The organism is Noviherbaspirillum sp. (assembly GCF_035254685.1).
Classification (GTDB): domain Bacteria; phylum Pseudomonadota; class Gammaproteobacteria; order Burkholderiales; family Burkholderiaceae_D; genus Noviherbaspirillum.
The window spans coordinates 58213-81564 of sequence record NZ_DATFAI010000041.1 but is presented as its reverse complement, the minus strand read 5'-3'; the positions used below and the strand labels follow the sequence as shown (position 1 = coordinate 81564).

Below are 23352 nucleotides of genomic sequence, written 5' to 3'. Positions count from 1 at the left end.
TTCAAACCAAACACGAATTCGACTATGCTTCATTCATCAGATTTCTCCAAACGCTTTTATGACGGATTCACCCTCCGCAGCTTGTCCGGATTGCGCATCACATAGATTGCACTGATGACGTTGTTCACGCCGATCTCCAGCGCTATCGTTTGCACCGGTTCGCTCTGTGCAGTGAAGAGTACGAAACCCGGCAGGCCGTTGATGCGCGCACGGCGCATGCGATAGAGCGCCGGATCGTACAGGCGTGCGAAGCCAATCAGCACCTTCGCGATCTGGTCACGCCCATGTAGCGGTTTTGGCACCGCCGTGACACGCCCGCCGCCATCCGACACGAAGCGCGCATCCTCCGCCAACGCTTGCGCCAGCGCATCGACGTCGCCTTCGAGCAAGGCGCGCACGAAGGCGCTGGCCAACCGCTGCTCCACCTCTGGCGCCACCTTGACGGCGGGTCGGTTCGCGCGGACGTTCGCGCGTGCGCGCGACGCCAGCTGGCGGCAGGCGGCTTCGCTGCGCCCGAGCGCAGCGGCGACCTCACCGAAACCCATGTCGAACACATCATGCAGCAGAAAGGCCGCGCGCTCCAGCGGCGACAGGCGTTCCAGCGTCAGCATGAAGGCGAACGACAGGTCGCTTGCGAGTTCATGCGCCGCTTCCGGTCCTGGCTGGAATTGCGCCTCATCATCCACCACCGGCTCCGGCAGCCACGACCCGACATACACCTCACGCTGCGCCTGCGCAGACTTGATGCGGTCCAGGCACAAGTTCGTCACCGTGCGCGACAGAAAGGCGCGCGCATTGTCGACACTGGCGCGGTCGGCCGAATGCCAGCGCAACCACGCATCCTGCACGACATCTTCCGCCTCTGTGCGCGAGCCGAGCATGCGATAGGCGAGGGCGCGCAGATGGCGACGATGCGGTTCGAAGTCGCCTGCCTCAGGTGCATTCGCGGCCTTCATGCCGCCGACTCGCGCAGCGTTGCGGAATATCTGGTCACGGGCGAGTGCCGCACCGAGGCAGTGAAGCGGGTCTCCTTCCGCATGTAGTTCGCGTTATGGTGAAAGGCCCGCTCAAAGGTCTGTTCAATGGCGGCGAGCGGGCGCCGCGCGATCCATGTCAACATCGAAGTTCTCCTTGGTTAATGTTTTCCGGCTCGGTAAGGTCAGCAGGGCCATCAGGGATACGCCGGGCGGAACATGCATCAAATGATGCGCTTCGAATCCGCCAGTCAGCAAGTCGCCAGCATGCACCAGCGAGTGCAACACCAGAAATGCTCCGCCAGCCTTCGCCGCGAGCAAGAGGAGGGCAAGGGATTGCATGGGTTCCTCATTGTGTTGCCTGTCTTGACATCAAGACGAGGCAGCAGACCAGAACGTGACACGGAAGATGCAGACAGGCCATCGCCCGCGGATGTTCATGACAAGCATGGCAACGCCGGCATCGTCTGGGGGCTCGCGGGTTCGAATTCAAGCCAAATGTCCTTTATTGAACTCTTGTAAAGACATGTCTGCAAGGAACTGTTGACATGGATTCATGCCTGGCCTGAAGGGGCGGCATAACATATTGCATGAAGGCGCCGGCGCAGCAACGCACCTGGCTGGCCATGCTATCCTTCACATCCCCCGGTGATGCCGCAAGACACGGCGAATCCAGCCGGGAACGCTTTCCAACGGATATTCCCATGACCTACCTGAACAATGCATGGCGCAAGTACTGGCACCTGTGGCTGGCGCTTGCGCTTGCGCCGATGATCTTCTGGCTGTTCGAAGCGACACCGCTCGACCGCACGTTGATCGGCTGGTATTACGACGCGCACGCGCATGGTTTCCCGCTGCGCGACAGTCCGTTCATGCAGAACGTCATGCACACCGGACTGAAGATGGTGATGGTCGTGTTCGGCGCGGCGGTGCTCATCGCCTTCCTGCTCACCTTCATCCGGCCGCAGTGGCGCGCGCATCGCCGCCGGCTGCTGTGGCTGTTCGCTGCGATGGCGGGTGGCCCGATGCTGGTGTCGCTGTTCAAGGCCACCAGCCCGATGCATTGCCCCTGGGACCTCGCGGAGTACGGCGGCTACGCACCTTTCAACGGCCTGTTCGAGCACCTGCCTGCAGGTATCGCCGCGGGCCACTGCTTCCCCGGCGGCCACGCCTCGGGCGGCTTTGCACTGATGGCGTTCTATTTCGCCTTGCGCGATACCCACCAGCGCGCGGCGCGCCTGTTCCTCGTGATCGGCCTCGCCGCCGGCATGCTGATGGGATGGGCGCAAATGATGCGCGGCGCGCACTTCCTCTCGCACAACGTGTGGTCGGCGTGGGTGGTGTGGGTGTTTCTGTCGGTGTTTTATTACTTGTTGCCGCCGGTGCCTGCCGGCGACGCGAAGGTTGTTTCTGTGGGGCGCGTGTAACAATCCGCGCAACGCTACGGCATGTACGGTGTCAATCCACGCCCGGCCCAAAGGCCGGGCAACACAAACCTCATAAGCCAGCCGCTTGCACTCTTGCCAGTTTCAATCCACGCCCAACCCCAAAGGTCGGACGACACGCGCGCATGAAGCTGCCGTATGGCTCGGGCATCTGGGTTTCAATCCCCGCCCAACCCAAAGGTTGGGCGACACTGACAGGCCGGCTACCGTGCGAAGCAAACTCGCGTCGTTTCAATTCACGCCCAACCCAAAGGTCGGGCGACACCCGCGACAAGCCCGACGCCCGCCGCCGATGACGACGTTTCAATCCACGCCCAACCCAAAGGTCGGGCGACACCGTTTGCGCGACCCATTTTCGCCCAGCCAGGTCAACGTTTCAATCCACGCCCAACCCAAAGGTCGGGCGACACCACCGCGACCGCGCCTATTTCGATTCGACGATCCGCGTTTCAATCCACGCCCAACCCAAAGGTCGGGCGACACCTTCGATCACTGCCGCCGATGTCCTCAAGTGGCGGTTTCAATCCACGCCCAACCCAAAGGTCGGGCGACACAAAACACCTCCCGCACCTCACGGCTGCGGATGCGTCGGTTTCAATCCACGCCCAACCCAAAGGTCGGGCGACACGCCGCTGTCGTCGCAGGCTTTGCCGAGATGATTTCGTTTCAATCCACGCCCAACCCAAAGGTCGGGCGACACGGCATAAGTGCTCACGATGGCGATTGCTCCGGCATAGTTTCAATCCACGCCCAACCCAAAGGTCGGGCGACACCGTAGGCTCCAGGTAGGCATATTTGCGCCCGGTCGTGTTTCAATCCACGCCCAACCCAAAGGTCGGGCGACACGATTTTGTCCCGCGTGGCGGCGCATCGCCTTGTCCATGTTTCAATCCACGCCCAACCCAAAGGTCGGGCGACACCCCGTTTTTCGCCTATCGGACGCTGGCTAATGGGCAAGTTTCAATCCACGCCCAACCCAAAGGTCGGGCGACACTCTACCTGCATAACTCCCTCAATCGAAAGAAGAATTCCGGCCCATTCCGCGAACCACCTTGCAATAACTTGCATACATGCCCATTCAGCGCAGCATGTCCGTAAATCCCCATAAAAATCATGTCCTTGAAAATAGCGCGAATGCACGGCGGTGATCCCGCCGATTGCGTTTCGCGCTTACGCAATGAGCGTTCCTTCAAAATCGGTCGAGCGGAAGCAGCCATACTGTTTTACCCGGAGGCTCACGGGCTCCGTAATGCGGTAGAACCGCAGATTATCGCGTTCCACGTCGATCTCTGCCAGCAATGCACGTTCGAGGCGCTCGAATTGCATCTCGTCGACGTTGCATTCAAAAACGGATTTCTGGACGCGCTGGCCCATGCTTTCGCACACCTTCGCTACGCGCCGCAACCGCTTCCGGCCGGCGGCAGTCTCCGTCGAAACATCGTAGGTCACGATGATCAACATGCGGCGTTCTATCGTGCCACGTACGGCAGATAGCCTTCTATTTCGCCGCGTATGGTACGGGCCATGAAGCGCGCCTGGATCAGCGGAATCACTCCCACGGCCATCCTGGTTTCGGTAAGCGGATGAACCAGCTCTTCATGCTTGCGCTCCTGCCATGCGGCCACCACCGCGCGGCGCCCCTTGTCGTTTAGCATGACGGCGCCGCCTTCATGTTCGTCGAAATCTGCCGGTGTCACCTGTTCGCGGTTGATCAGGGTCAGTGCCAGTCTGTCGCTGACAACTGATCGGAACTCCTCCTGCAGGTCCAGGGCGAGTGCAGGGCGGCCGGGGCGAACGGCGTGCAGGAAGCTGAGCTGCGGATCAAGTCCTGCGGCCTCGCATGCGGAGCGGCAGTCATTCAGCAGCATCGCGTAGAGAAAGGAAAGCAGGGCATTGAACCGGTCGAGTGGCGGCTGGCGGGTGCGCCCGTTGAGCGAGAATGCAGGACGGTGCTGCGGGGTGACGATCAGGTTGAGGCCCGCAAAATAGTTCTTCGCACCTTCCCCCTCGATGCCGCGCAGCACGTCCAGGCTGCTGGCGCCGGCCGCGGCGCGCAACGAAGCCGCGAGGTCTTCTGCTATGCGCCGGAGCGCGGCGACATCCTCAGGATTGGAGGCATCGCGTGCGCCGCGCTGGATCGTTGTCCTGCTGTTCTTGAGCTTGCCCGCCACAATCGCTCGCGCAAATTCGAGACTGAATGCGGGATCAGCGGCCATCCGGTAGTGTGCCTGCCGCAAGAGGATATTCCCGGAAAGAGGCCCTTCGAGCCGTGCCTTGAAGCGGCCGGCGTCAGTCAGCAGCACAAGGGACTTTCCCTCGTCCGCCAGACGGTGCATCAGGGCAGGCGAGACCATCACATTGCCGAAGCAGACCAGGCCACCCACGTGGTGCATGGGAACGCAGAGTTTCTGCTCATGGTCGACGTCGATCCGCACCGACGAATTCTCCAGGTGGGCGTAGGCATTCGGTGTCATGACGTACAAGGTGTTCTGGACAGTGAGCATGCTATGCCTCCGGATCGAACAGGCGTTCCCGCTGCTGATGCAGCCTTGCCCGTTGGTGCAGCGCCTCGGGCTGGCAAATATCCTTCAGCGAACACTCGCGGCATCGCAAGTCATTCACGGGAGGTGGCAAGATCTCCGACGCGAGCATGTCACGAACGCACTTCGCTGTTCTGATGGCCAGTTCCTTGAGCTCCGCCGTGACGAGAACTTCCCGCCTTCGATGGCTGCTGGCATGATAGATGGCGCCTTTCGGTACCGCACGGCCCAGCATCTCTTCGAGGCATAGTGCCTGCGCGGCAAGCTGGACATCGTCGTGCAGCTTACCGCGCTTCGTGCCATGCTTGAACTCCACCGGGTAAGCCGTGCCGTCCGGATGAAACTCGACAAGATCGGCCTTGCCGGTGAGGCCATGCCGCTGTGACCGGAGCGGCATGGCACGCACGACGCGCATTCCGGGCCTGGACTCAAATCCGGGCGTATCGACGAGACGATACACCGCATGTCCGCGCGCGGTATGAATGTTGTCCGCGAACGTCTGTTCGAGATAAATCAGTCCGCACTGACGAGGGCAATACACCCAGTGCTGCAATGCGGAGAGGGCAACGGTGATGTCATCGCCGGCGGAAGTCGTCATCTACGTCGCGGACTCGCGCAACCAGAATGGATACATCGAATGCATGGCTAGCATGGCATGCTCAGGAACGTCACACCGGATGGAAGGCTGGCATCGTGGATGCTGATCTTGTAGTCATCGAAGCCGCGCGGGGCAGTCACGCCATCCCTGAGCTTTGGCTGGATGCGCGAGAGCAGGACATGCGCCGGCGCATTGCCAAGTTCCGAATCATGCTTGAATACATACAGGCCGCGCGTGCTCATTTCCCCTCTTGCGGCGGAGCGGTCATGGTCGAACATCAGGATCAATGCTTCCCAGAACAGGTTCAGGTCGTCGTTGGAAAAGCCGGTCTGTTTCGCCAGAAAACTCGAGACGAATCCATGCGCCACATAGAGGCCATACGGGACCGTATGCTTGCGGCCCATGGTGCGGTTGTCCCCTTCCTGTTTCTCCGCTTCGGCCTCGGTGGCAACCGCCATGCGCGTAATGGCATGCTCCTGCGCGATGATCGGATCCACCGAGCGCGCAAACGTCAGTTGCACCGGACCACGCACCTGGCCGCAGTTGATTTCGGTGGACATGACGGCGCCGAAGGTGCGCACATCGTAAAAATTCCGGCACATCCACTTGCGCGCATCGTCCACCGCGTCGCCACCCTTGCGCTTCTTGCCCTCGTCCGCGAGCATGTCCTTGCGGTCGATGCCGATGTAAGCGCGCTTGTGCTGGTTGTTGAGGACGGCCTTTTCCTTGACATAAATTTCATAGGGCGGCTTTTCGCCTTTTACCATGCCGACGAAATTGCGCACCTTTCGCTTCAGGCAGACGTCGGTCACCAGGCCGTGGCCGGTTTCCGCATCCAGACGCGGCAGGTTGCCCGCATCGGGGTCGCCGTTGGGATTGCCGTCCTTTACATCGAAAAGAAGTACGAAGTCATAACGGTTGCTCAGGCTCATTTGGATTCCCCTTTGTGATCGGCATGTTCGGATTTTGTGAAGAGGGCTTGTCGCTGGTGGTAGTAACCGAGGGCGAAGCGCCCCTGGTCGGGCAGGGTGAGGACGCGCGGGAAGTCACAAATACCATCCATGATTTCGCCGGCCAGCTTTTCCATCTGTACGGCACGGCCCTTGTGAAGCTTGGCGAGATGATGGTTGTGAAGCCGCAGCAATGTCGTGAATACCGCGACGGGTGTACTGGAAGCGGCGCTGTAGAAGCGGTCGCGTATCGTGGCATTCAGGCCGGGGCTGGCTTCTTCCTGCACCTTTTCCAGGGTGGCAAAAAGCCGCCCCAGGCGATACGCCGTGTTGGGGTTGGCCGGGTCAAGCATGATGTCGAACTCCTTCTCGGGATGGGAAGTGGTTGAATGGTTGCGGCGGATCAGCCGGTTCAATGACGCCTTGATTGCCGATGCGCGCCCGTAGGTCGGCCCTTGCTCGGCGCGGCAGCGCTGGATGGCGAGCGTGAGCAAGGATGACGGATAGGGCAGTCCCGTCAGGACAGAGCGCATGATTTCTCCGCCAAGTCTGGGTGGGATGTTGTCCGCTTTTCCTTGCGCAGCCACCGAGGTCAGCAGGCGGAACATCGACAGGTGCTCGGGATCGTGCGGTGCGCGAACGATCCGGAGGTCATCAAAATGCGCCGAGATGCGCCGAGCGAGATCGTGCGCGGTCGCGGTTTCCCAGAACCGGATGGCAATGCGTGCTGCATTAGGGGCAAGGCCAAGCACATGGAATCGTGTCGTTGCCTTGCCGCGGGAGAACTTTCCGGTTTCGACGGCCTTGTACAAGGCCCTCAGCGCATCGGTCCCTCTGTCAGGATCATCCTTCTGCGGCTCGCCGAACAGGTCGTGAAGCGTGGTTTCCAGCGCATGCGCTTCTTCCGCCCAGAACACCGTTGACGCGTCGCCCACCTGGACATGCTGCCTCGACTCGCGTGACAGCAGGTGGTTGAGCGCAGTGGTGTAGCTGAACGCGACCGCCTTTCCGACCGGTGCGTTGGCGCCCTGCGCTTTGCCATAGGAGTTGAATGCGGGCAGGTTGAACGAGACAATGTTCGCGCCGGAGGTCTGGGCATTCCAGACACCCTTGATGGCAGGATGGAGCCGTTCGATGGCAGTGAACTCTCCGCTGACAAGGCATTGGCCTTGCGCCGTATCATTCGCTGTTTCATGGGTGACGGCAGCAATGATGGCGGGGCGCTGGCAAACCAGTTCGTCGTCGCCGTGCAAGCGGAAGCTCACGACCGCATTCGTGGAAATGAGATCGGCCCAAGCCGACTGCTTCTCAAGTTGCTGTGGCTTGGCATGGGCAAGGAATGCGTGGACTGCCTGCACCCCCGCGTCATGGAGCGCCCTGGGCGGCAATGCGTCGATGCGCGCGCAGAATGCCGCATGCTGTTCCGCGGCGCGTTCGGGTTTCCCCCTGGTCGTGATGCCGAACACGTATTCTGCGGAATCCCACAGCAGGTTTGATGCAACACCGGAGGTTTTTTTCACGCCTTGGGGCACGAGGAACCGCTGGCCTGCTTTTCGATTTCCGTCCGGTACCCGAGTGTCCGCGATGTTAACTAGCCGCCCCTTCGCATCAAGCTCGATCACAAAGGGAATTTCCTTCAGTTCGAAGCCGAACGCGGGCAGACGGTCCTTCGGATCGGGCGAGTGCTGGCGGCGCAGGTAATAGGCATGCAGGGCTTGCAGGATCATGCTCGCACCTCCTCGCTGTTCCACGGCGGGACATGGACGACGCCATGCTCCAGTTGCGCTCGGAAGAAGCGCGGCGACGGATCGTGGGGCACCGCGAAATTCAGGTCGTGCAGCATGAAACCGAGGTCCCTGCTTTCGGCGATGGGAGGCGGTCCCTTTTCGGCAGCGGACACCAGCCGAAATTGCGCTGCGAACTCCCGGCATCCAAGATACGGCTGGTTGATGCATTGGCCCCGCCTCGCACGCCGTTCGAACATCTCATGGAATTTCGTGGCATGCGAGGATCGGTCGCGCTCATGAAAAAATTCCATGTCGGCGTGAACCCGATAGGCCACATCGCGCAGGAACAGCCCGGCACGCTGCTGGCGCTCGTCCTCGATATGCAGCCCGAGAATGCCGTTGCCGTTGTGCATGGCGAGCTCGACATTGCGAACGGAGATGATGCCGGCGACCTCATTGCGCCGCAGGTTAATCCAGCGTATCGGCTTGAGGACTTCGATTTTTCGGATATGCCATCGTATTGCCGGCTTCCACAGGATGGCTTCAAAACAGGCGCGCGCGGCGGAGGGCGTCATGACGTCATAGCTCACGCGTTCGACCTTCATTTCAGGCCGGGTGAAGCAGGCGAAATCACCGGCGAGTTCAAGACAAAAACGTTTCATGCATCCTCCATGTCCGAGATTGAATCTGTCACACGATGCTGCCGGCGGAACCGAGCGGCCTCCCATCCGGAAGAAGGCCGACATGACTGTCATACAGCCAGTCGCTGACCTGGACGAACAGGCCGGGGAACAATTCTTCGATGTCGCCCTGTTCGAGAAGTACCTTGGCTTGCCGGCGAGGTATGCCCACCGCGTAACGCTGAAGCTTGCGCATCAGCCAGCGTTCCGGGCCGTCGCTGCGCAGGCTTGCCAGCAGCCGGTCGACCGTGTCGTCCCGCGCATCTTCTCCGCGATAGCGAACGATGACCGAGATGCCGTCGTCGTCCGGAATGAGCCGGAACCTGTCGGCGGCGGTTCGGAAGTTGACAGCAAGGGTGTTGCCGTCAACGGCAAGCAGCTGCGTGATGTGCTGCGCGTCAAGATCGCAGGCGTGATAGAACAGCTCGAAGTAGCGGGTGAACAGAGAGCGGGAAAGGGGATTGCCGGCGTCGCCATGAAGCAGGCTGCGGCAGGTATCTTCTCCCTTGCGCAAGAGACCGGGCGGCGCGGGCTGCGGGGGAATGAACACAACGACTTCGCCGAGCCGGCCTTGTTCCGCCAGCCGCCCCTCGCGATTGCAGCGTCCTGCAGCCTGCGCGATGGAATCGAGGCCGGCAAGCGCGCGGTAGACAACAGGGAAATCGAGGTCGACACCAGCCTCGACCAGCTGTGTGCTGACGACGCGCGTCGTCACGCCATCTTTCAGCTGCGCCTTGATGCGTCGAATCGTACGCGAGCGATGTTCTCCGCACATCAGTGCCGAGAGACGGACTGTCCCGGTTGGCATGCGCTGCCACAGCTCGCGCGCATCTCGCCGCCTGTTCACGATGGCCAGCACCGAATCCTGCCTTGCAAGCTTCGCTGCAAGCTCGTCCCAGCCTGTGCGTGCGTCCCAGTCGCCGGGCAGGTGAATACGGACGCGTTCCAACGCGGCATAGAGCGCATCGGGGTCGTGCACGATCTCCCGCACATCTTCCAGCCCGCGCATGTTGTTTCTCGCGTCAAAGTAAGTGCGTGTCGCCAGCGCAGGCTGCGTTGCGGTTGAGAGCACGAAGGTGACGCCATAGTGACGTGAAAGCAGGTTCAGTATGTCGAGGATGGGTTGCAGGAATTCCGGCGGCAGCATCTGTGCTTCGTCCAGCACGACGATGGAATCGACGATGTTGTGCAGTTTGCGGCACCGCGATGTGCGCGCGGCAAACAGGGATTCGAAGAACTGCACGTTGGTCGTCACCACAATGGGTGCATCCCAGTTTTCGCAGGCGAGCCGCGTCTTGTGGTTTTCCCTGTCGGGATCGGCATCGGTATTGCTGTGGTGCTCGATGAGAGCGTCGCCGAAAATGCCGCGGAATGCATCGGCGGTTTGCTCGATGATGCTGGTGTACGGAATGGCGTAGATGATGCGGCGCTTGTGATGGTGCCGGGCATGCTCCAGGGCGAAAGCCATGCTCGAGAGGGTCTTGCCGCCGCCCGTCGGAACTGTCAGCGAGAACAGCCCCGGCGCGTCGTGCGCTTTGACGCGGCATTGGCGCAGAACGTCGTTGCGCAAGGCATTGACAGCGGTGCGAGGGGCGTCGCCAAGTTTTGCGAACATATGGCGATTGAACAGGTCGAGCAGATGCGGGAGATCCGGCCAGTCGCCACGCTGTCGTGCACGCCCTGCATCCATGTAGCGTTCCGTATCCAGGAAATCCGCATCGACAAGGCAGGAGAACAGGATGCGCACCCAGAGCGCAAAACCATCCTTGCCGCCCGGCGTGGCGCGAAGATCGGGAATGAACCCGGCATGATCGATGACATCATCAGGGGGATGCGCAGACAGGCTTTCCTTGAGTTCGGTGCGGCTTTCTTCTCGTTCTAGGCGTTCGTCGAGGCCGCCGAACCAGTCGCTCAGCCCCGCGTGATGTCCGGCAATTAGGTAGGCGAGTACGCGACCCGTGGTCGTGAACCTGTCGCAGGCGAGCATGGCGCCGGCGGTGGAATGCGGCGTTCTCCCGGCCTCGCCGGCGATATGGGCATCGGGGTCGAAACCGCTTGCTTGTCGAATGTACTGCTGGAAGCGTGGGCGGTATTTTCCAAGGTCATGCCACATGCCTGCCAGGTATGCCCAGGGGCCGCTATGAAACCGGTTTGCAAACTGTGATGCCAGGTCCGCTACGGAACGCAGGTGATCCGCGAGGTCATGCGCCTCGCGCCAATTGCCGTTGGCATCCCTCGCGGCATGAGCAATGGCCCGACTGGTGTTCATCGGTGGTGCCTGCTTTCCCCTTCCGATCAACCTGCTGCGCTGCCTTTAGCCCGAGCAAAAAGAAAGACGACACTGGATTGCGGGCGCTGCGCCGGGTGGAAGCGCTCAAGAATTCAACGCCCGCGCGACGCGTGCAGCATCGATCACTGTTGCACGAATCGTCGTGGCTTGGAATCCCATGAATGGCATAGGGAACAGGACACCCGGCGGCAGGAGTGCGACGCCGTCGGACATGGAAGGAAATTGCTGCGGTTGGATTTTCCGCGTGTCTTACAGACCTTGGCGGCCTTGGCGCAGGACGCGATGGCGGATGTTGCACTTGCCGCCCCGCAGCATGGAGGAAGCGTGTTTGCCGAAGACGTCGCGTTAGCGCTTCATCAAGAAACGCTCCAGCCGCCCCACCCCATCCTCCAGCCGCTCCAGGGAACTCGCGAAGCACCAGCGGATGTAGCCTTCGCCTTCCGGGCCGAAGGCATTGCCCGGCGCGAGGCCGAGCTTCGCTTCGCGCACCAGTTTCTTGCACAGGTCCAGCGTGTCAAGCGTGCCCATTGCCCCCTGCACACCTTCGATGCGGAAGAACAGGTACATCGCGCCTTTCGGTTTGGGTGAGGTCACCCCGGGCAGGGCGTTCAGGCGGTCGTAGAGGAAATCGCGCGCGGCCTGGTAGCGTGCGACGGTGTGTGCGATCACTTCCTCGCCGCGTTCGATTGCAGCAATGCCGGCGCGCTGCACAAAGCCCGGCGCACAGGAAGTGTTGTACTCGATCAGCTTGCCGAGATCGGCCATCACGGTCGGCGGCGCGACCACCCAGCCGAGCCGCCAGCCGGTCATCAGCCAGGACTTGGAAAAGCTGTTCGCCGACACGATGCGGTCGTCCGGTGCGGCGATGTCGAGAAAGGACGGCGCGCAGGCTTTGCCGCCGGGAGCGATGTCATACACCAGCCGTTCGTACACGTCGTCGGCAAGGATCCAGATGCCGTGCTTGCGGCAATGCGCGAGGATCGCTTCCTGCTGCGCGCGGGTGATCACCCAGCCGGTCGGGTTGTTCGGCGAATTGAGGAACACTGCCTTCGTGCCGGGCGTGAGCGCATCGAGCAGTTGCTGCAGGTCGAGCTCCCAGGTCTGGCCGAATTGCAGCGGTACATCGACTACTTCCGCACCGAGGATCTTCGGGATTTCCACCAGGTTCGGCCACAAGGGCGTCACCGCCACCACGCGATCGCCGGGATTGAGGATGAGCTGCGACAGCAGCATCAGCGCCGAGACGCCGGAAGAAGTGACGGCCACGCGGCTCACGTCAATCGGGCCGTGCAGTGACGACACATAGGCGGCGATGGCTTCCCGCAGCGGCAGGATGCCGAAATTGTGCGCATAAAACGTATCGCCGGCATCGAGCGCTTGCTTTGCTGCGTCGCGGATGAAGGCGGGCGTGACTTCATCGGGCTCGCCGAACCAGAAGGGCAGTACATCGGGAATGCCGATGCCTGCATTGGCGACTTCGCGGATGCGCGAGGCACCCAGGTCTTGCACGATGGGACGGGCGAGCGGGGCGGAAGGAGTCAGAAGCATAGGATGATGCGGTTGGCGAGATCGACAATGAAGGAAGGGCGCAGGTAGGCGACGAACACGACTGCCAGCACCGCCACCACGGCGGCGCCAAGCAGCAAGCTTTTGATGCGTTCGCGCATGACCGGATTCAGGCGGCCGCGACGCGGGTGCGCGCGATGGCTTTTTCGTTGATCGGCAGGTTCACCAGCGCCGCGAACACGCCGAGCACAATCGTGATGCCCCACACGGTGTTGTAGTTGCCGTCGCGGGTGAACAGGTAACCGCCGAGCCACACGCCGAGGAAGCTGCCGACCTGATGCGAGAAGAACACGAAGCCCGACAGCATCGACAGGTAGCGCACGCCGAAGATACCGGCGATTACACCATTGGTAAGCGGCACGGTCGACAGCCACAGCGCGCCCATGACGCAGGCGAAGATGTACACCGACCACGCGCTAAGCGGCGCCAGCAGGAAGATCGCGATCGCCGCGGCGCGCGTAATGTAGATGGCGGAGAGCAGGTAGCGCTTCGGCAGGAAGCCGCCCAGCTTGCCGGCGTAATACGAGCCGAAGATGTTGAACAGGCCGATCAGCGCGAGCGCCATGACGGCCACGCCCGGATCCATGATGCCCTTGTCCTTCAGGTAGGACGGCATGTGCACGCCGATGAACACGAGCTGGAAGCCGCACACGAAATATCCCGCGATCAGCAGCAGGAACGGGCGATAGGCAAAGGCTTCCCTGATCGCATCCGACATGCTCTGGTGATGTCCGGCCGCTTTTTCATGTGGCAGTTCGCGCAGGCCGAAGGCCATCGGCAGCATCACGACGGCGACCAGGGCGGCGAGGATGTAGAAGGCCGTTTGCCAGCCGGAGTAGGAGATCATGTGCTGCTCGACCGGCATCATGAGGAACTGGCCGAAGGAACTGGCGGCGGAGGAAATGCCGAAGGCCCAGGAGCGCTTCTCGTCGGGCGCGACACGCGCGATGATGCCGCTGACCGCGCCGAAGGCCGTGCAGGCGAGCGCCGCACCGATCAGGACGCCGGAGCCGACCACGAACAAGGTCGGCTGGCTTACCGTTGCCATCCACAGCAGGCCGCCGGCATAGAACAGCGCGCCGACAATGACGACCCGCGCCGTGCCGAGGCGGTCGGCTGCCATACCGGCGAACGGGCCGAATACGCCCCACAGCAGATTTTGCAGCGCCATCGCCAGCGAATACGTTTCGCGCGTCCAGCCATGCGCCTGCGAGATCGGCTGCAGCCAGAAACCGAAGCCGTGGCGCACGCCCATGGCAAGCGTGAGCACCAGGCCGCTGGCGATCAGGACGGTCTTCAGTTGCGGGGCGCGGGTGGCGGTGAGCATGGCGGAACCTCGATGGGACAAAACGAGCGATCGAGTGTAGCGTAAAGCCAAAAAACGTGTGGCCCGGTGGTCTGGCCGGGCCGGCAGTCGGAAAAGTCCAGGTGCAAGAAAAAAGTTCTATTTGACACACATGCGATAACACATTGATCTTCGCAGGCGGGCGATTGCCTGAGCAATATGCTTACCGCTCTTCGTCGTTCCCACCTTCACCGGAATGACGATGATGTGAGAGGCGAGGGGCCAATACCACCAAAAAACCTTTGCCTTTCTGGAAAGATGCCAATCAACCCGCGAGGAAATTGCGCACCAGCGAAATCTGCTCCGCCACATTCAGGGCAGGCGCATGACCGCAGCCGGGGATCACCGCGACCTGCGCCATCGGCCCGCGCCGCTTCATGTCGTCCGCAGTTTCCTGCAGCAACAGGTCCGAATCCGCGCCGCGCAGCACCAAGGTCGGCATGTCGAGCGCATCGTACTCGTCCCACAGTTCGTAATCGTCCGGATGCACGATGAACTGCCGCACCATTGCCGGATCGTAATGCGGCGTGACTTTTCCGTTCAGCATGCGGCGCGTGGAGGTTTCCGTCATGTGCCGCCATTGCGCATCGCTTTGCCAGCCATAGGGCTTGTACACCGTGCGGAAGAATGCTTCGAGCTCTGTCACCGTATCGAACTGCGGCGGATTGCCCGCATAGGACTTGATGCGCTCGATGGCCGTGGCTGCGAGCGAGGGGCCGTTGTCATTGAGCACCAGGTGGCTGATCCGTCCCTTCAACGTCGTCGCGCCGGCAACGGTGCCGATCGCGCCGCCCATCGACGTGCCGAGCCAGCGCACGCGCGCCAGGCCAAGTTGGTCCACCAGCGACTGCGCAATCTTTGCATAGAAGGCAAGACAGTATTCCTTGTCGGGATCGGGACTCCATTGCGACAGGCCGCGGCCGATGGTGTCCGGGCAGATGATGCGGTAGGTGTCGGACAGTTCAGCGGCGATGTCGTCGAAGTCGCGGCCGGTGCGCGCCAGTCCGTGCCACATGATCAGCGGCGGCGCGTCCTTCGCGCCCCATTCGACATAATGGATTTCACGATCACAGCAGCGCAGGTAATGGGAAGCGGGAAGCATCACGTCCTCCATGTGCGAAGTTTGCCGACGATGCCCGTCGGGAAAAAGTAGACCGACAGGATGAACAGTATACCCAGCCACAGCAGCCAGCGATCGGGTGACAGCAGCGCGGACAGCACCGGCACCGATTGCGTCGCCTCGGCCGCCAGGCCCATCAGGTCCTGCAGGTAACTCTGCGCCAGCAGGAACACCGTCGCGCCGCAGATCGCGCCGTACATGGTGCCCATGCCGCCGATCACCACGATCAGCAGGATGTCGATCATGATCTCGAAGGAGAGCGAGGTATCCGGCCCGTTGTAGCGCAGCCAGATGGCGAGCAGGCAGCCGGCGAGGGTGGCGAACACGGCGGCCAGTACATTCGACCAGGTGCGGAATACGACGGTACGATAACCGATCGCCTCGGCGCGGAAATCGTTTTCCCGGATCGCTTTCAGCACGTGGCCGAAGGGCGAATTGACGATGCGCAGCATGGCCAGGAACAGCACGGCCGCACAGACGAACACGAGGTAATAGGTGATGAAGCGGCCGTCGAGGTAAGTGCCGAGGAACGGGTCGTCGCCGATCTGGAACGAGGGCGCCAGCACTTCCGGAAGCTTGAAGTTCAGGCCGTCCTCGCCGCCGGTGATTTCCGAGAGCTGCGAGGCCAGCGTCTGGAATGCGGAGGCCACAGCGAGCGTGATCATGGCGTAAAAGATGGCGCGTACCCGCAACGAGAACAGGCCGATCACGAACGAGAGCAGGAGCGACAGCAGCATCGCGCCGAGCGCGCCGACCAGCAGGCTGCCCCAGCCCGGCCCCATGCGCGAGCTCGCGATCGCAATGCCATAAGCACCGATGCCGAAGAACATCGTATGCGCGAAGGACACGATGCCGGTGTACCCGAGCAGCAGGTCGTAGCTCGCGACCAGCACGATGAAGACGAGGATCTTGGCCGCCACGTTCATCGGCTTTGCGCCGTGGAACAGGAAGGGCGCGAAAGCCAGTCCGAGAACGATCAGCGTCAGGATCACCGCCAGCACGCGGCTGCGCGGCATGTCATGCGAGAGTAGGCGCGTCATCATTTGCTGGTCACCGGATAAACGCCCTGCGGACGCCACAACAGGATGGCGATCATCAGGAGGATATTGGAAAAGAGCGCGATCTTGGGCGCAAGGAAGCCGGTGTAATTCGCCAGCAGCCCGACCAGCAGCGCGCCAAGGAAGCAGCCGGCGGTCGAGCCGAGCCCGCCGATGATGATCACGATGAAGATCAGCACGTTCACTTGCGCGCCCATCTGCGGGATCACGTTCTGCTGGTACAGCCCCCACATCACGCCACCGAGGCCGGCCAGCGCGGACCCCGCGATGAACACGCCGATGAACAGGCGGCGGATGCGATAGCCGAGGCTCTCCACCATTTCGCGGTCCTGCACGCCGGCGCGGATCAGCAGACCGAGTTTGGTGCGGTTGAGCATCAGCACCAGCGCCGCGAACACGACCAGTCCGACCACGACCGCCATCAGCCGGTATTTCTCGATCGCCGCATCACCCAGGAACACGGAACCCCGCAGCGCCGGCGGCAGCGGCAGCGGAATCTGCTGCGGTCCCCAGAACACTTTGATCAGTTCTTCGCCGACCACCATGCCGCCCATCGTGATCAGAATTTGCTTCAGGTGCTGGCCATACACCACGCGCACCAGCACGCGCTCGAACAATGCACCAAGCACCCCAGCCACGAGCATGGCCACCAGCATGGCCGCGCCGAGCGCGCCGACGTTCTGCAGCAGGCTTTCCGCATTCGACCATTCCGGCATCGCACCCATCACCGACACGGCAACGAAGGCGCCGAGCGCGATGAATACGCCATGGCCGAAATTGAGCACGTCCATCAGGCCGAAGATGAGTGTGAGGCCGGAGGCGATGACGAAGACAATCATGCCCATCGCCAGCCCTGCAGCGGTCAGCGTGATCCAGGTGGAAGTCGAGTCGATGAAAGGCAGCGCGGCGAGTGCGAGCGCAGGCACCAGTGCGAGCGGCAGCCAGTCGATCTGTTTGCCCGCGGGAGGTGCGGCCGATTGTGTTAATGCTTGTGCCATTCGTAGTCTCTCAAAAGTGATCGGCTGCTTGTTCCCTCCCCCTTGCAGGGGGAGGGCTAGGGTGGGGGTAGTGAGGTCGAGTTATCTAGGGCGCTTGCTCGACCTCACTACCCCCATCCCAACCTCCCCCCTGCAAGGGGGAAGGAACCTGTTCTCTAATGATGCGCCGCCAGCGACAAGCCAAGCAGCTTCGTCTGCAGCGCCTCCTCCTCCGCCAGCTCCTGCATCAGGCCACGATGCACGATCCTGCCGTCGTCCATCACCGCCACCGTATCACCGAGCTGCTTCGCGAAATTGAAATTCTGCTCGACCAGCAGGATGGTCGTGTCGGTCTGCTTCAGTTCGCGGAAGGCGGCGATCATGTTGGCGATGATGGCCGGCGCGAGACCCTTGCTCGGTTCATCGATCAGCAGCAGCTTGCGCGGTTCCACGATCGCGCGCGATACAGCGAGCATCTGCTTCTGCCCACCCGACAGCTTGCCGGCCGGATGCAGCCAGAATTTCTTCATCGCCGGGAACAGCGAGAATATCCATTCCAGTCGCTTGCCATCGATATCCTCGATGCGCCGCGCGGAACGCGCTGCGAGCAACATGTTCTCCTTCACCGAGAGGTCGGCGAAGATGCCCATGTTCTCCGGCACGTAAGCAATGCCGCGCTGCGAGATGTCGGGCGTCGCCTGCGCGGTGATGTCCGTGCCATCAAAAGTGATGCGTCCCTGCGAGGTCTGCCACAAACCCATGATGGTGCGCAGCGTCGTCGTCTTGCCGGCGCCGTTGCGGCCGAGCAGCATCGTCAGTTGCCCACGCGGGACTTCAAGATCGACACCGTGCAGGATGTGATACGCACCGATATGCGTATGCACGCCTTCGAGTTTCAGGAGCGGGGCATTCATGCGGCTTCCTCCACCGGCGCGAGACCGAGATAGGCTTGCTGCACCACCGGCGAGGCGATCACCGTTTCCGGATCGCCGTCGGCCATCAGCGTGCCGTTGTGCAGCACGATGATGCGATCGGCCAGTTCGCGCACGACATCCATCTTGTGCTCGACCAGCAGGATCGTCTTGTCGCGCCGCGCCTTCAATGCGCGGATCAGGTCCAGGATCACCGGCACTTCATCCACGCTCATGCCGGCAGTCGGTTCGTCGAACATGTACACCTCGGGATCGAGCGCCATCAGCAGGCCGACTTCCAGCTTGCGCTGATCGCCATGCGGCAGCGCCGACGCGGGCATGTCGCGCTTCGTGGTCAGGGCCACGCTTTCCAGCAACTGGTCCGCACGCTCGATCAGGGCGCGATGACGGTTCCACACATTCCACATGTCGAGCCCGATGCGCTGGCGCGCCTGCAGCGCGAGCCGGACGTTCTCCATCACGCTCAGGTTCGGGAACAGGCTGGTGAGCTGGAACGCGCGACCCAGCCCGGCGTGAGTACGCGCCGGAGCCGAGAGCGAGGTAATGTCGCGTCCGTTCAGCAGGACCTGGCCTTCGCTCGCCTTGAGCTGGCCGGAGATCAGGTTGAAGTAGGTGGTCTTGCCCGCGCCGTTCGGGCCGACGATGGCGGTCAGCGTGCCCGGCGCGAAGGCGCAGGAGACGGTATTGACCGCCACGTGACCGCCGAAGCGGATGGTCAGGTTGCGGGTTTCGAGCGAACCGGCGTGGTGCGGTTCGGTGTGATGCAGGGGCATGGAGATATCTCCGCTGTCAGTACAATGCAACTACGCATTCCCTCCCCCTTGCAGGGGGAGGGTTAGGGTGGGGGTAGTGAGGTTGACCTACCGCAGAGGTGGATCCTCGCACTCTACCCCCATCCCAACCGTCCCACCTCGCAGCTTGCAAGCTGCTCGGATAAATGCGGCGCAAAGCATGCTTTGCGAAACCCCGCATTTATCCCCCTGCAAGGGGGAAGGGGTCATGTAGATGCTTGTTCGACAGTAGGTGAGAAAGACAGAGAAAGATGCGACAACCGCTCAGCGCTTGTTCCTGATCGGAATCTGCATCTCATCCATCTTGATCTCGCGCACCAGCTCAGGCACGCCCCACGGGAACGCCGGATCAACCTTGATCTTGAAGTGGTACATCGACTGCAGCGCCTGATGGTCTTCCTTGCGGAACATCATCTTGCCCTTCGGCGTCTCGAAGCTCATGCCTTCCATCGCGGAGATCAGCTTTTCGGTATGGGTGTCGCCGTTGGTCTTCTTCAGCGCTTCCACCAGCGCGATGCCGGCCGCCATGCCGCCCGCAGTGAAGAAATCAGGCGGGGACTTGTAGCGCTTGTAGTGCTCGGTGACGAGCCAGTTGTTGGCCGGGTTCTTTGGGATGGCGAAGTAGTAGTAGGTCGCGCCTTCCATGCCGGGGAAGTTCTTGTAGGCCGCCATCGCCGGCAGGATGTTGCCGCCGGTCGCGATTTCGATGCCGTAGCGCTTCGGATCGAGGTCGGCGATCTTGAACGGATTGCCCGCGCCGGCCCAGATGATGAAGATCACCTTGCGGCCTGCCTTGCCCTTGAGCGAATCGAACAGGCGTTGCGCGCCGGCGGTGAAGTCGGTGGTGTTGGTCGGCAGGTATTCCTCGTGCACCACCTTGGCCTTCTTCAGCGCTTCCTTGAACGCCTTCACGCCGTCGCGGCCGAAGGCATAGTCCTGCGCCAGCGTGGCGATCGAGACGCCTTCCTTGTCCAGCGCGACCGCGTTCGAGATGGCATCCTGCGAAGAGTTGCGGCCGGTGCGGAAGATGTAGCGGTTCCACTTGTCGCCGGTGATGGCGTCGGCAACGGCCGGTTCCACCAGCAGGATCTTCTTGTATTCCTCTGCCACCGGCAGCATCGCCAGCGCCACGCCGGAACTGGTCGGACCGACCGCGATGTCGGCCTTGTCATCGGCGAAGGCGGAAGCCAGCTGCGCCTTGCCCACGTCGGGCTTGCCCTGGTTGTCTTTCTCAATGACGACCAGCTTGTTGCCGTTGACCTGCATCGTGCCCTTGGTCGCGTAATCCAGCCCCATCATCAAGCCAATCTGGGTCTGCTTCGCATAGGCTTCCAGCGCGCCGGTCTTGTCGTACACGTGCGCAATCTTGATGTCTTTCGCGTGGACTGCTGTGGTGCAGCATAGCGCGGCGAACGCCGCCATCAGGTGGTGTCTCATTGCGTCTCATCCTCTTGTTGGTTGTTGTCGGGCTGGATGGCCTGTGCATTGCGCAAGACGCCCGGCAGACCAACCCGGGACGCAGGAGCGAAGCTCCATTGACGACACACAAGAAATCCGGCTTCGGCCAGATTACTCCAAGCTTGTATAACAGGAAAGTAGTAGAACTACGATAAGCGCTCCGGTGCGGGTGGAATCATGTCCGAAAACGGCTAGACGCCAAGGGAAGCGGCGCGTATAACGACGCCATGGACACCTCTCAATCGCATTCCGGATCCGCCGTCCTCGACCACGCCAGCTGCTACCGGGCGCTGGCTGCAAGGGACACGCGTTTCGACGGCATCTTCTTCACGGGCGTGACCAGCACCGGCATCTATTGCAGACCGGTGTGCACCGCGAAGACGCCGCGCGAATCATCCTGCCGGTTCTTCAGCAGTGCGGCCGCAGCCGAAGCCGCCGGTTTCCGCCCCTGCCTGCGCTGCCGCCCGGAACTTGCGCCCTATGCGTTGCAGCAGAATCTCGCCCACGCCGTCTGGCAGCGCATCGCCGCCGGGGCGCTCAACGATGGTGATATCGAACGCCTCGCGACCGACGTCGGACTGTCGTCGCGCCAGTTGCGCCGCGTACTGCTGCAGCACTTTGGCGTCACGCCCGTTGAACTGGCGCAGACGCAGCGTCTGCTGTTCGCGAAAAAACTGCTGCAGGAAACGCGGCTGCCGATGGCCGAAGTGGCATTCGCTGCCGGCTTCGGCAGCGTGCGCCGCTTCAACGCGCTGTTTGCGCTGCGCTACGGGATCGCCCCTGGTGCGATCCGCCGCGCAGCCGGCTCGGAAGACGCCAGCGGGCAGGACGCGCTCACGCTGCGCCTGGCATACCGCCCGCCTTATCACTGGCCGCGCATTCTTCATTACCTTGCAGGCCGCGCGATTCCCAGCGTGGAGGCGGTCGAGACTGATGGGCGGGACGGCGCGTACCTGCGCAGCGTGCGCATTGGTGATGTCAGCGGCTGGCTGCGCGTGACGCATCGCGCGGAGAAGCACCAGCTTGAACTTGAGGTCGCACCCACGCTGGCGCCGGTGCTGATGCCCTTGCTGGCACGCGTGCGCACCCAGTTCGACCTGGATGCCAATCCGTCCGTGATCGAGACGCACCTGCGCCAGGACCCGCTGATCGCAGGCCGTATCGATGCCTTGCCGGGCCTGCGCGTTCCGGGCGCCTTCGACGCCTTCGAACTTGCGATCCGCGCAGTGCTCGGCCAGCAGGTGAGCGTTGCGGGCGCGACCACCTTGTCCGGCAGGCTGGTGCAACGCTTCGGCGACGCGATGACCGCGCCGCATGGAACGGTCGCGCATCATTTTCCGCGCGCCGAACGTCTTGCGCAGGCGGACGTGTCCGAACTCGCTGCCATCGGCCTGCCCCAAACGCGCGCGCAGACCATACGCAATCTCGCGCAATTCGCGGAGCAAGGCGGTTTGCACATGCCGCCGGGGCTGTCGCTCGACGACGCGGTCGCGCGCCTGCGGACCGTGCGCGGCATCGGCGACTGGACTGCGCATTACATCGCACTGCGCGCATTGCGCTTTCCCGATGCGTTCCCCGCCGGAGACCTCGGCCTGCAGAAGGCGGCGGCCGAAGGGGAAAGCCGGCTCACCGAAAAACAGCTTGCCGCGCGCGCCGCTGCCTGGTCTCCGTGGCGCGGCTACGCGGCAATCGCATTATGGATGGCCTGATCATGATCTATTACACCGAACACCCCAGCCCGCTCGGCACGCTGCTGCTGGCGGCCAGTGATGCCGGCCTGTGCGGCCTGTACTTCGACGAGCACAAGTACTTTGTCGGCCCGCAGGAATGGACGCGCGACGATGGACACCCCGTGCTGCGCCAGGCCGCGACGCAGGTCGATGAGTATTTCGCCGGCGCGCGCAAGACATTCGACCTACCGCTCGACCTGCGCGGCACGCCTTTCCAGCAAGCGGTGTGGAAGGCATTGCAGGAACTGCCTTTCGGCGCCACCTGCACTTATCAGGAAATCGCCCGTCGCATCACCAATCCGCGAGCAATACGCGCGGCAGGCACGGCCATCGGACGCAATCCGGTATCGATCGTCGTTCCCTGCCACCGCGTGCTCGGTGCATCGGGAGACTTGTCTGGCTATGCGGGAGGGTTGGAGCGCAAGCGCTTCCTGCTGGCGCTTGAACAGCGCGCTTGAATGCTTGCGTGTGCAGGGAAGAGGTGATGCCAGTGAGCTGCCCGGCGGAAGCGGGCCGCGTTCATGCCGACGGCAGTCTCACGGGCGATCGGCTTACTTCGAAGTAGAGCCGGAAGTGGATGAGCCGGTGGAACCGGAGGTGCCGGAGCTGCTTGATGTGCCGCTCGAGTCCATGGAACTGCCGGAAGATGTGCCGGAGCTGGGCGTCGACGGAATGTTGGAACCGGAATTGCTGTTCTCGTTCGGCGAAGACATGGAAGATGTTCCGCTGCTGCTTGGGCTGCTCGGGCTGCTGGAGGTGCCGCTTGCGCCAGTGCCGTAGCTGCCGGAAGCACCGGAGCTGGGCGATGAGGACATGGTGCCCGACGCGGAGCCCGAACCGGAACCCATGCCGGAGGTTGAACCGGACGTGGTTCCCGTGCCAGTGGTACTGCATGCGCCCAACAGCAGCGCGCACGCCATAGGGATGGTCCATTTCATCATAAGAATTCTCCTTTAGAAATCATGCCGATTCATTGAAACGTCACAGACTGTTCATGCCAGAATTGCATGCATGCGGTTGAGTAGAATCCTTTCAATTAGTGAAAGTTCCGGCGCAGATCGGGCTTGATACATTGTGTTTCAACTTGGCTGGCGGCCACTTCGCGCCGGCAATTTCCACGCATTTCGATTTCCGCTGGCGCAAAGGAAAGCACTCTCGCTGCAGTAATGCG

The 23352-nt window shown here is 62.1% G+C and carries 22 protein-coding genes and 1 CRISPR repeat array; of the genes, 4 read left to right on the top strand and 18 right to left on the bottom strand.

The window, feature by feature from the left end:
- Window positions 1-56: 56 nt before the first annotated feature.
- Both VJ698_RS18015 and VJ698_RS18010 read right to left on the bottom strand, forming a co-directional pair.
- A complete protein-coding gene (locus VJ698_RS18015; protein WP_324104176.1) occupies window positions 57-956 on the bottom strand; it encodes a sigma-70 family RNA polymerase sigma factor in 900 nt (299 codons plus the stop codon).
- Between the two features lie 123 nt (window positions 957-1079).
- Entirely contained in the window at window positions 1080-1316 is a 237-nt protein-coding gene (locus tag VJ698_RS18010; protein WP_324104175.1) for a hypothetical protein, read from the bottom strand.
- Between the two features lie 362 nt (window positions 1317-1678).
- Between VJ698_RS18010 and VJ698_RS18005 the strand changes: the two genes are divergently transcribed.
- On the top strand, window positions 1679-2401 hold the full coding sequence (locus VJ698_RS18005) for a phosphatase PAP2 family protein (protein WP_324104174.1): 723 nt from the start codon (window positions 1679-1681) through the stop codon (window positions 2399-2401).
- A 173-nt stretch (window positions 2402-2574) separates the two neighbouring features.
- Window positions 2575-3413: direct repeats of the CRISPR family, unit length 37 nt; unit sequence GTTTCAATCCACGCCCAACCCAAAGGTCGGGCGACAC.
- A gap of 176 nt (window positions 3414-3589) precedes the next feature.
- On the opposite strand, the gene cas2 is transcribed toward VJ698_RS18005, so the two are convergent.
- From cas2 to VJ698_RS17925, 16 genes are all read right to left on the bottom strand, one after another.
- The gene (cas2, locus tag VJ698_RS18000) at window positions 3590-3880 is read right to left on the bottom strand and encodes a CRISPR-associated endonuclease Cas2 (RefSeq protein ID WP_324104173.1); all 291 of its coding nucleotides are present in this window, start codon (window positions 3878-3880) and stop codon (window positions 3590-3592) included.
- A gap of 8 nt (window positions 3881-3888) precedes the next feature.
- Window positions 3889-4923: a type I-C CRISPR-associated endonuclease Cas1c gene (cas1c, locus tag VJ698_RS17995; RefSeq protein WP_324104172.1), complete on the bottom strand. Its 1035-nt coding sequence runs from the start codon at window positions 4921-4923 to the stop codon at window positions 3889-3891.
- A 1-nt stretch (window position 4924) separates the two neighbouring features.
- Window positions 4925-5557, bottom strand: coding sequence for a CRISPR-associated protein Cas4 (gene cas4 / locus VJ698_RS17990; RefSeq protein WP_324104171.1), 633 nt, complete (start codon window positions 5555-5557; stop codon window positions 4925-4927).
- Between the two features lie 47 nt (window positions 5558-5604).
- A complete protein-coding gene (cas7c, locus tag VJ698_RS17985; protein ID WP_324104170.1) occupies window positions 5605-6489 on the bottom strand; it encodes a type I-C CRISPR-associated protein Cas7/Csd2 in 885 nt (294 codons plus the stop codon).
- Window positions 6486-8234 carry a type I-C CRISPR-associated protein Cas8c/Csd1 gene (gene cas8c / locus VJ698_RS17980; protein WP_324104169.1) on the bottom strand — a complete coding sequence of 583 codons (1749 nt, stop codon included), beginning with the start codon at window positions 8232-8234 and terminating at the stop codon, window positions 6486-6488. Before cas8c ends, cas7c begins: the two co-directional genes overlap by 4 nt.
- Window positions 8231-8896 carry a type I-C CRISPR-associated protein Cas5c gene (cas5c, locus tag VJ698_RS17975; RefSeq protein ID WP_324104168.1) on the bottom strand — a complete coding sequence of 222 codons (666 nt, stop codon included), beginning with the start codon at window positions 8894-8896 and terminating at the stop codon, window positions 8231-8233. The genes cas8c and cas5c overlap by 4 nt, the downstream gene beginning before the upstream one ends.
- 28 nt (window positions 8897-8924) lie before the next feature.
- Window positions 8925-11183, bottom strand: coding sequence for a CRISPR-associated helicase Cas3' (gene cas3, locus VJ698_RS17970; RefSeq protein ID WP_324104167.1), 2259 nt, complete (start codon window positions 11181-11183; stop codon window positions 8925-8927).
- 366 nt (window positions 11184-11549) lie between these two features.
- Window positions 11550-12752 carry a pyridoxal phosphate-dependent aminotransferase gene (locus tag VJ698_RS17965; protein WP_324104166.1) on the bottom strand — a complete coding sequence of 401 codons (1203 nt, stop codon included), beginning with the start codon at window positions 12750-12752 and terminating at the stop codon, window positions 11550-11552.
- Complete coding sequence (locus VJ698_RS17960; protein ID WP_324104165.1) at window positions 12743-12871, bottom strand: hypothetical protein; 129 nt, start codon at window positions 12869-12871, stop codon at window positions 12743-12745. Before VJ698_RS17960 ends, VJ698_RS17965 begins: the two co-directional genes overlap by 10 nt.
- 8 nt (window positions 12872-12879) lie before the next feature.
- On the bottom strand, window positions 12880-14097 hold the full coding sequence (locus VJ698_RS17955; protein ID WP_324104164.1) for an MFS transporter: 1218 nt from the start codon (window positions 14095-14097) through the stop codon (window positions 12880-12882).
- Between the two features lie 283 nt (window positions 14098-14380).
- Window positions 14381-15217: an alpha/beta hydrolase gene (locus VJ698_RS17950; protein WP_324104163.1), complete on the bottom strand. Its 837-nt coding sequence runs from the start codon at window positions 15215-15217 to the stop codon at window positions 14381-14383.
- The gene (locus VJ698_RS17945) at window positions 15217-16278 is read right to left on the bottom strand and encodes a branched-chain amino acid ABC transporter permease (RefSeq protein ID WP_324104162.1); all 1062 of its coding nucleotides are present in this window, start codon (window positions 16276-16278) and stop codon (window positions 15217-15219) included. The genes VJ698_RS17950 and VJ698_RS17945 overlap by 1 nt, the downstream gene beginning before the upstream one ends.
- Complete coding sequence (locus VJ698_RS17940) at window positions 16275-17291, bottom strand: branched-chain amino acid ABC transporter permease (RefSeq protein ID WP_324104161.1); 1017 nt, start codon at window positions 17289-17291, stop codon at window positions 16275-16277. Before VJ698_RS17940 ends, VJ698_RS17945 begins: the two co-directional genes overlap by 4 nt.
- A gap of 155 nt (window positions 17292-17446) precedes the next feature.
- A complete protein-coding gene (locus tag VJ698_RS17935) occupies window positions 17447-18184 on the bottom strand; it encodes an ABC transporter ATP-binding protein (RefSeq protein ID WP_324104160.1) in 738 nt (245 codons plus the stop codon).
- Window positions 18181-18975 carry an ABC transporter ATP-binding protein gene (locus VJ698_RS17930; RefSeq protein WP_324104159.1) on the bottom strand — a complete coding sequence of 265 codons (795 nt, stop codon included), beginning with the start codon at window positions 18973-18975 and terminating at the stop codon, window positions 18181-18183. Before VJ698_RS17930 ends, VJ698_RS17935 begins: the two co-directional genes overlap by 4 nt.
- Window positions 18976-19257: 282 nt before the next feature.
- Window positions 19258-20415: a substrate-binding domain-containing protein gene (locus tag VJ698_RS17925; protein ID WP_414691187.1), complete on the bottom strand. Its 1158-nt coding sequence runs from the start codon at window positions 20413-20415 to the stop codon at window positions 19258-19260.
- A gap of 263 nt (window positions 20416-20678) precedes the next feature.
- On the opposite strand from VJ698_RS17925, the gene VJ698_RS17920 reads away from it, so the two are divergent.
- The 3 genes from VJ698_RS17920 (at window position 20679) to VJ698_RS17910 (ending at window position 22961) form a co-directional block, all read left to right on the top strand.
- A complete protein-coding gene (locus VJ698_RS17920) occupies window positions 20679-22160 on the top strand; it encodes a DNA-3-methyladenine glycosylase 2 family protein (protein WP_324104157.1) in 1482 nt (493 codons plus the stop codon).
- Window positions 22148-22639 (top strand): methylated-DNA--[protein]-cysteine S-methyltransferase, encoded by a 492-nt coding sequence (locus VJ698_RS17915; protein WP_324104156.1) that lies wholly within the window; start codon window positions 22148-22150, stop codon window positions 22637-22639. The genes VJ698_RS17920 and VJ698_RS17915 overlap by 13 nt, the downstream gene beginning before the upstream one ends.
- A gap of 115 nt (window positions 22640-22754) precedes the next feature.
- Window positions 22755-22961, top strand: coding sequence for a hypothetical protein (locus tag VJ698_RS17910; protein ID WP_324104155.1), 207 nt, complete (start codon window positions 22755-22757; stop codon window positions 22959-22961).
- Window positions 22962-23352: the final 391 nt, after the last annotated feature.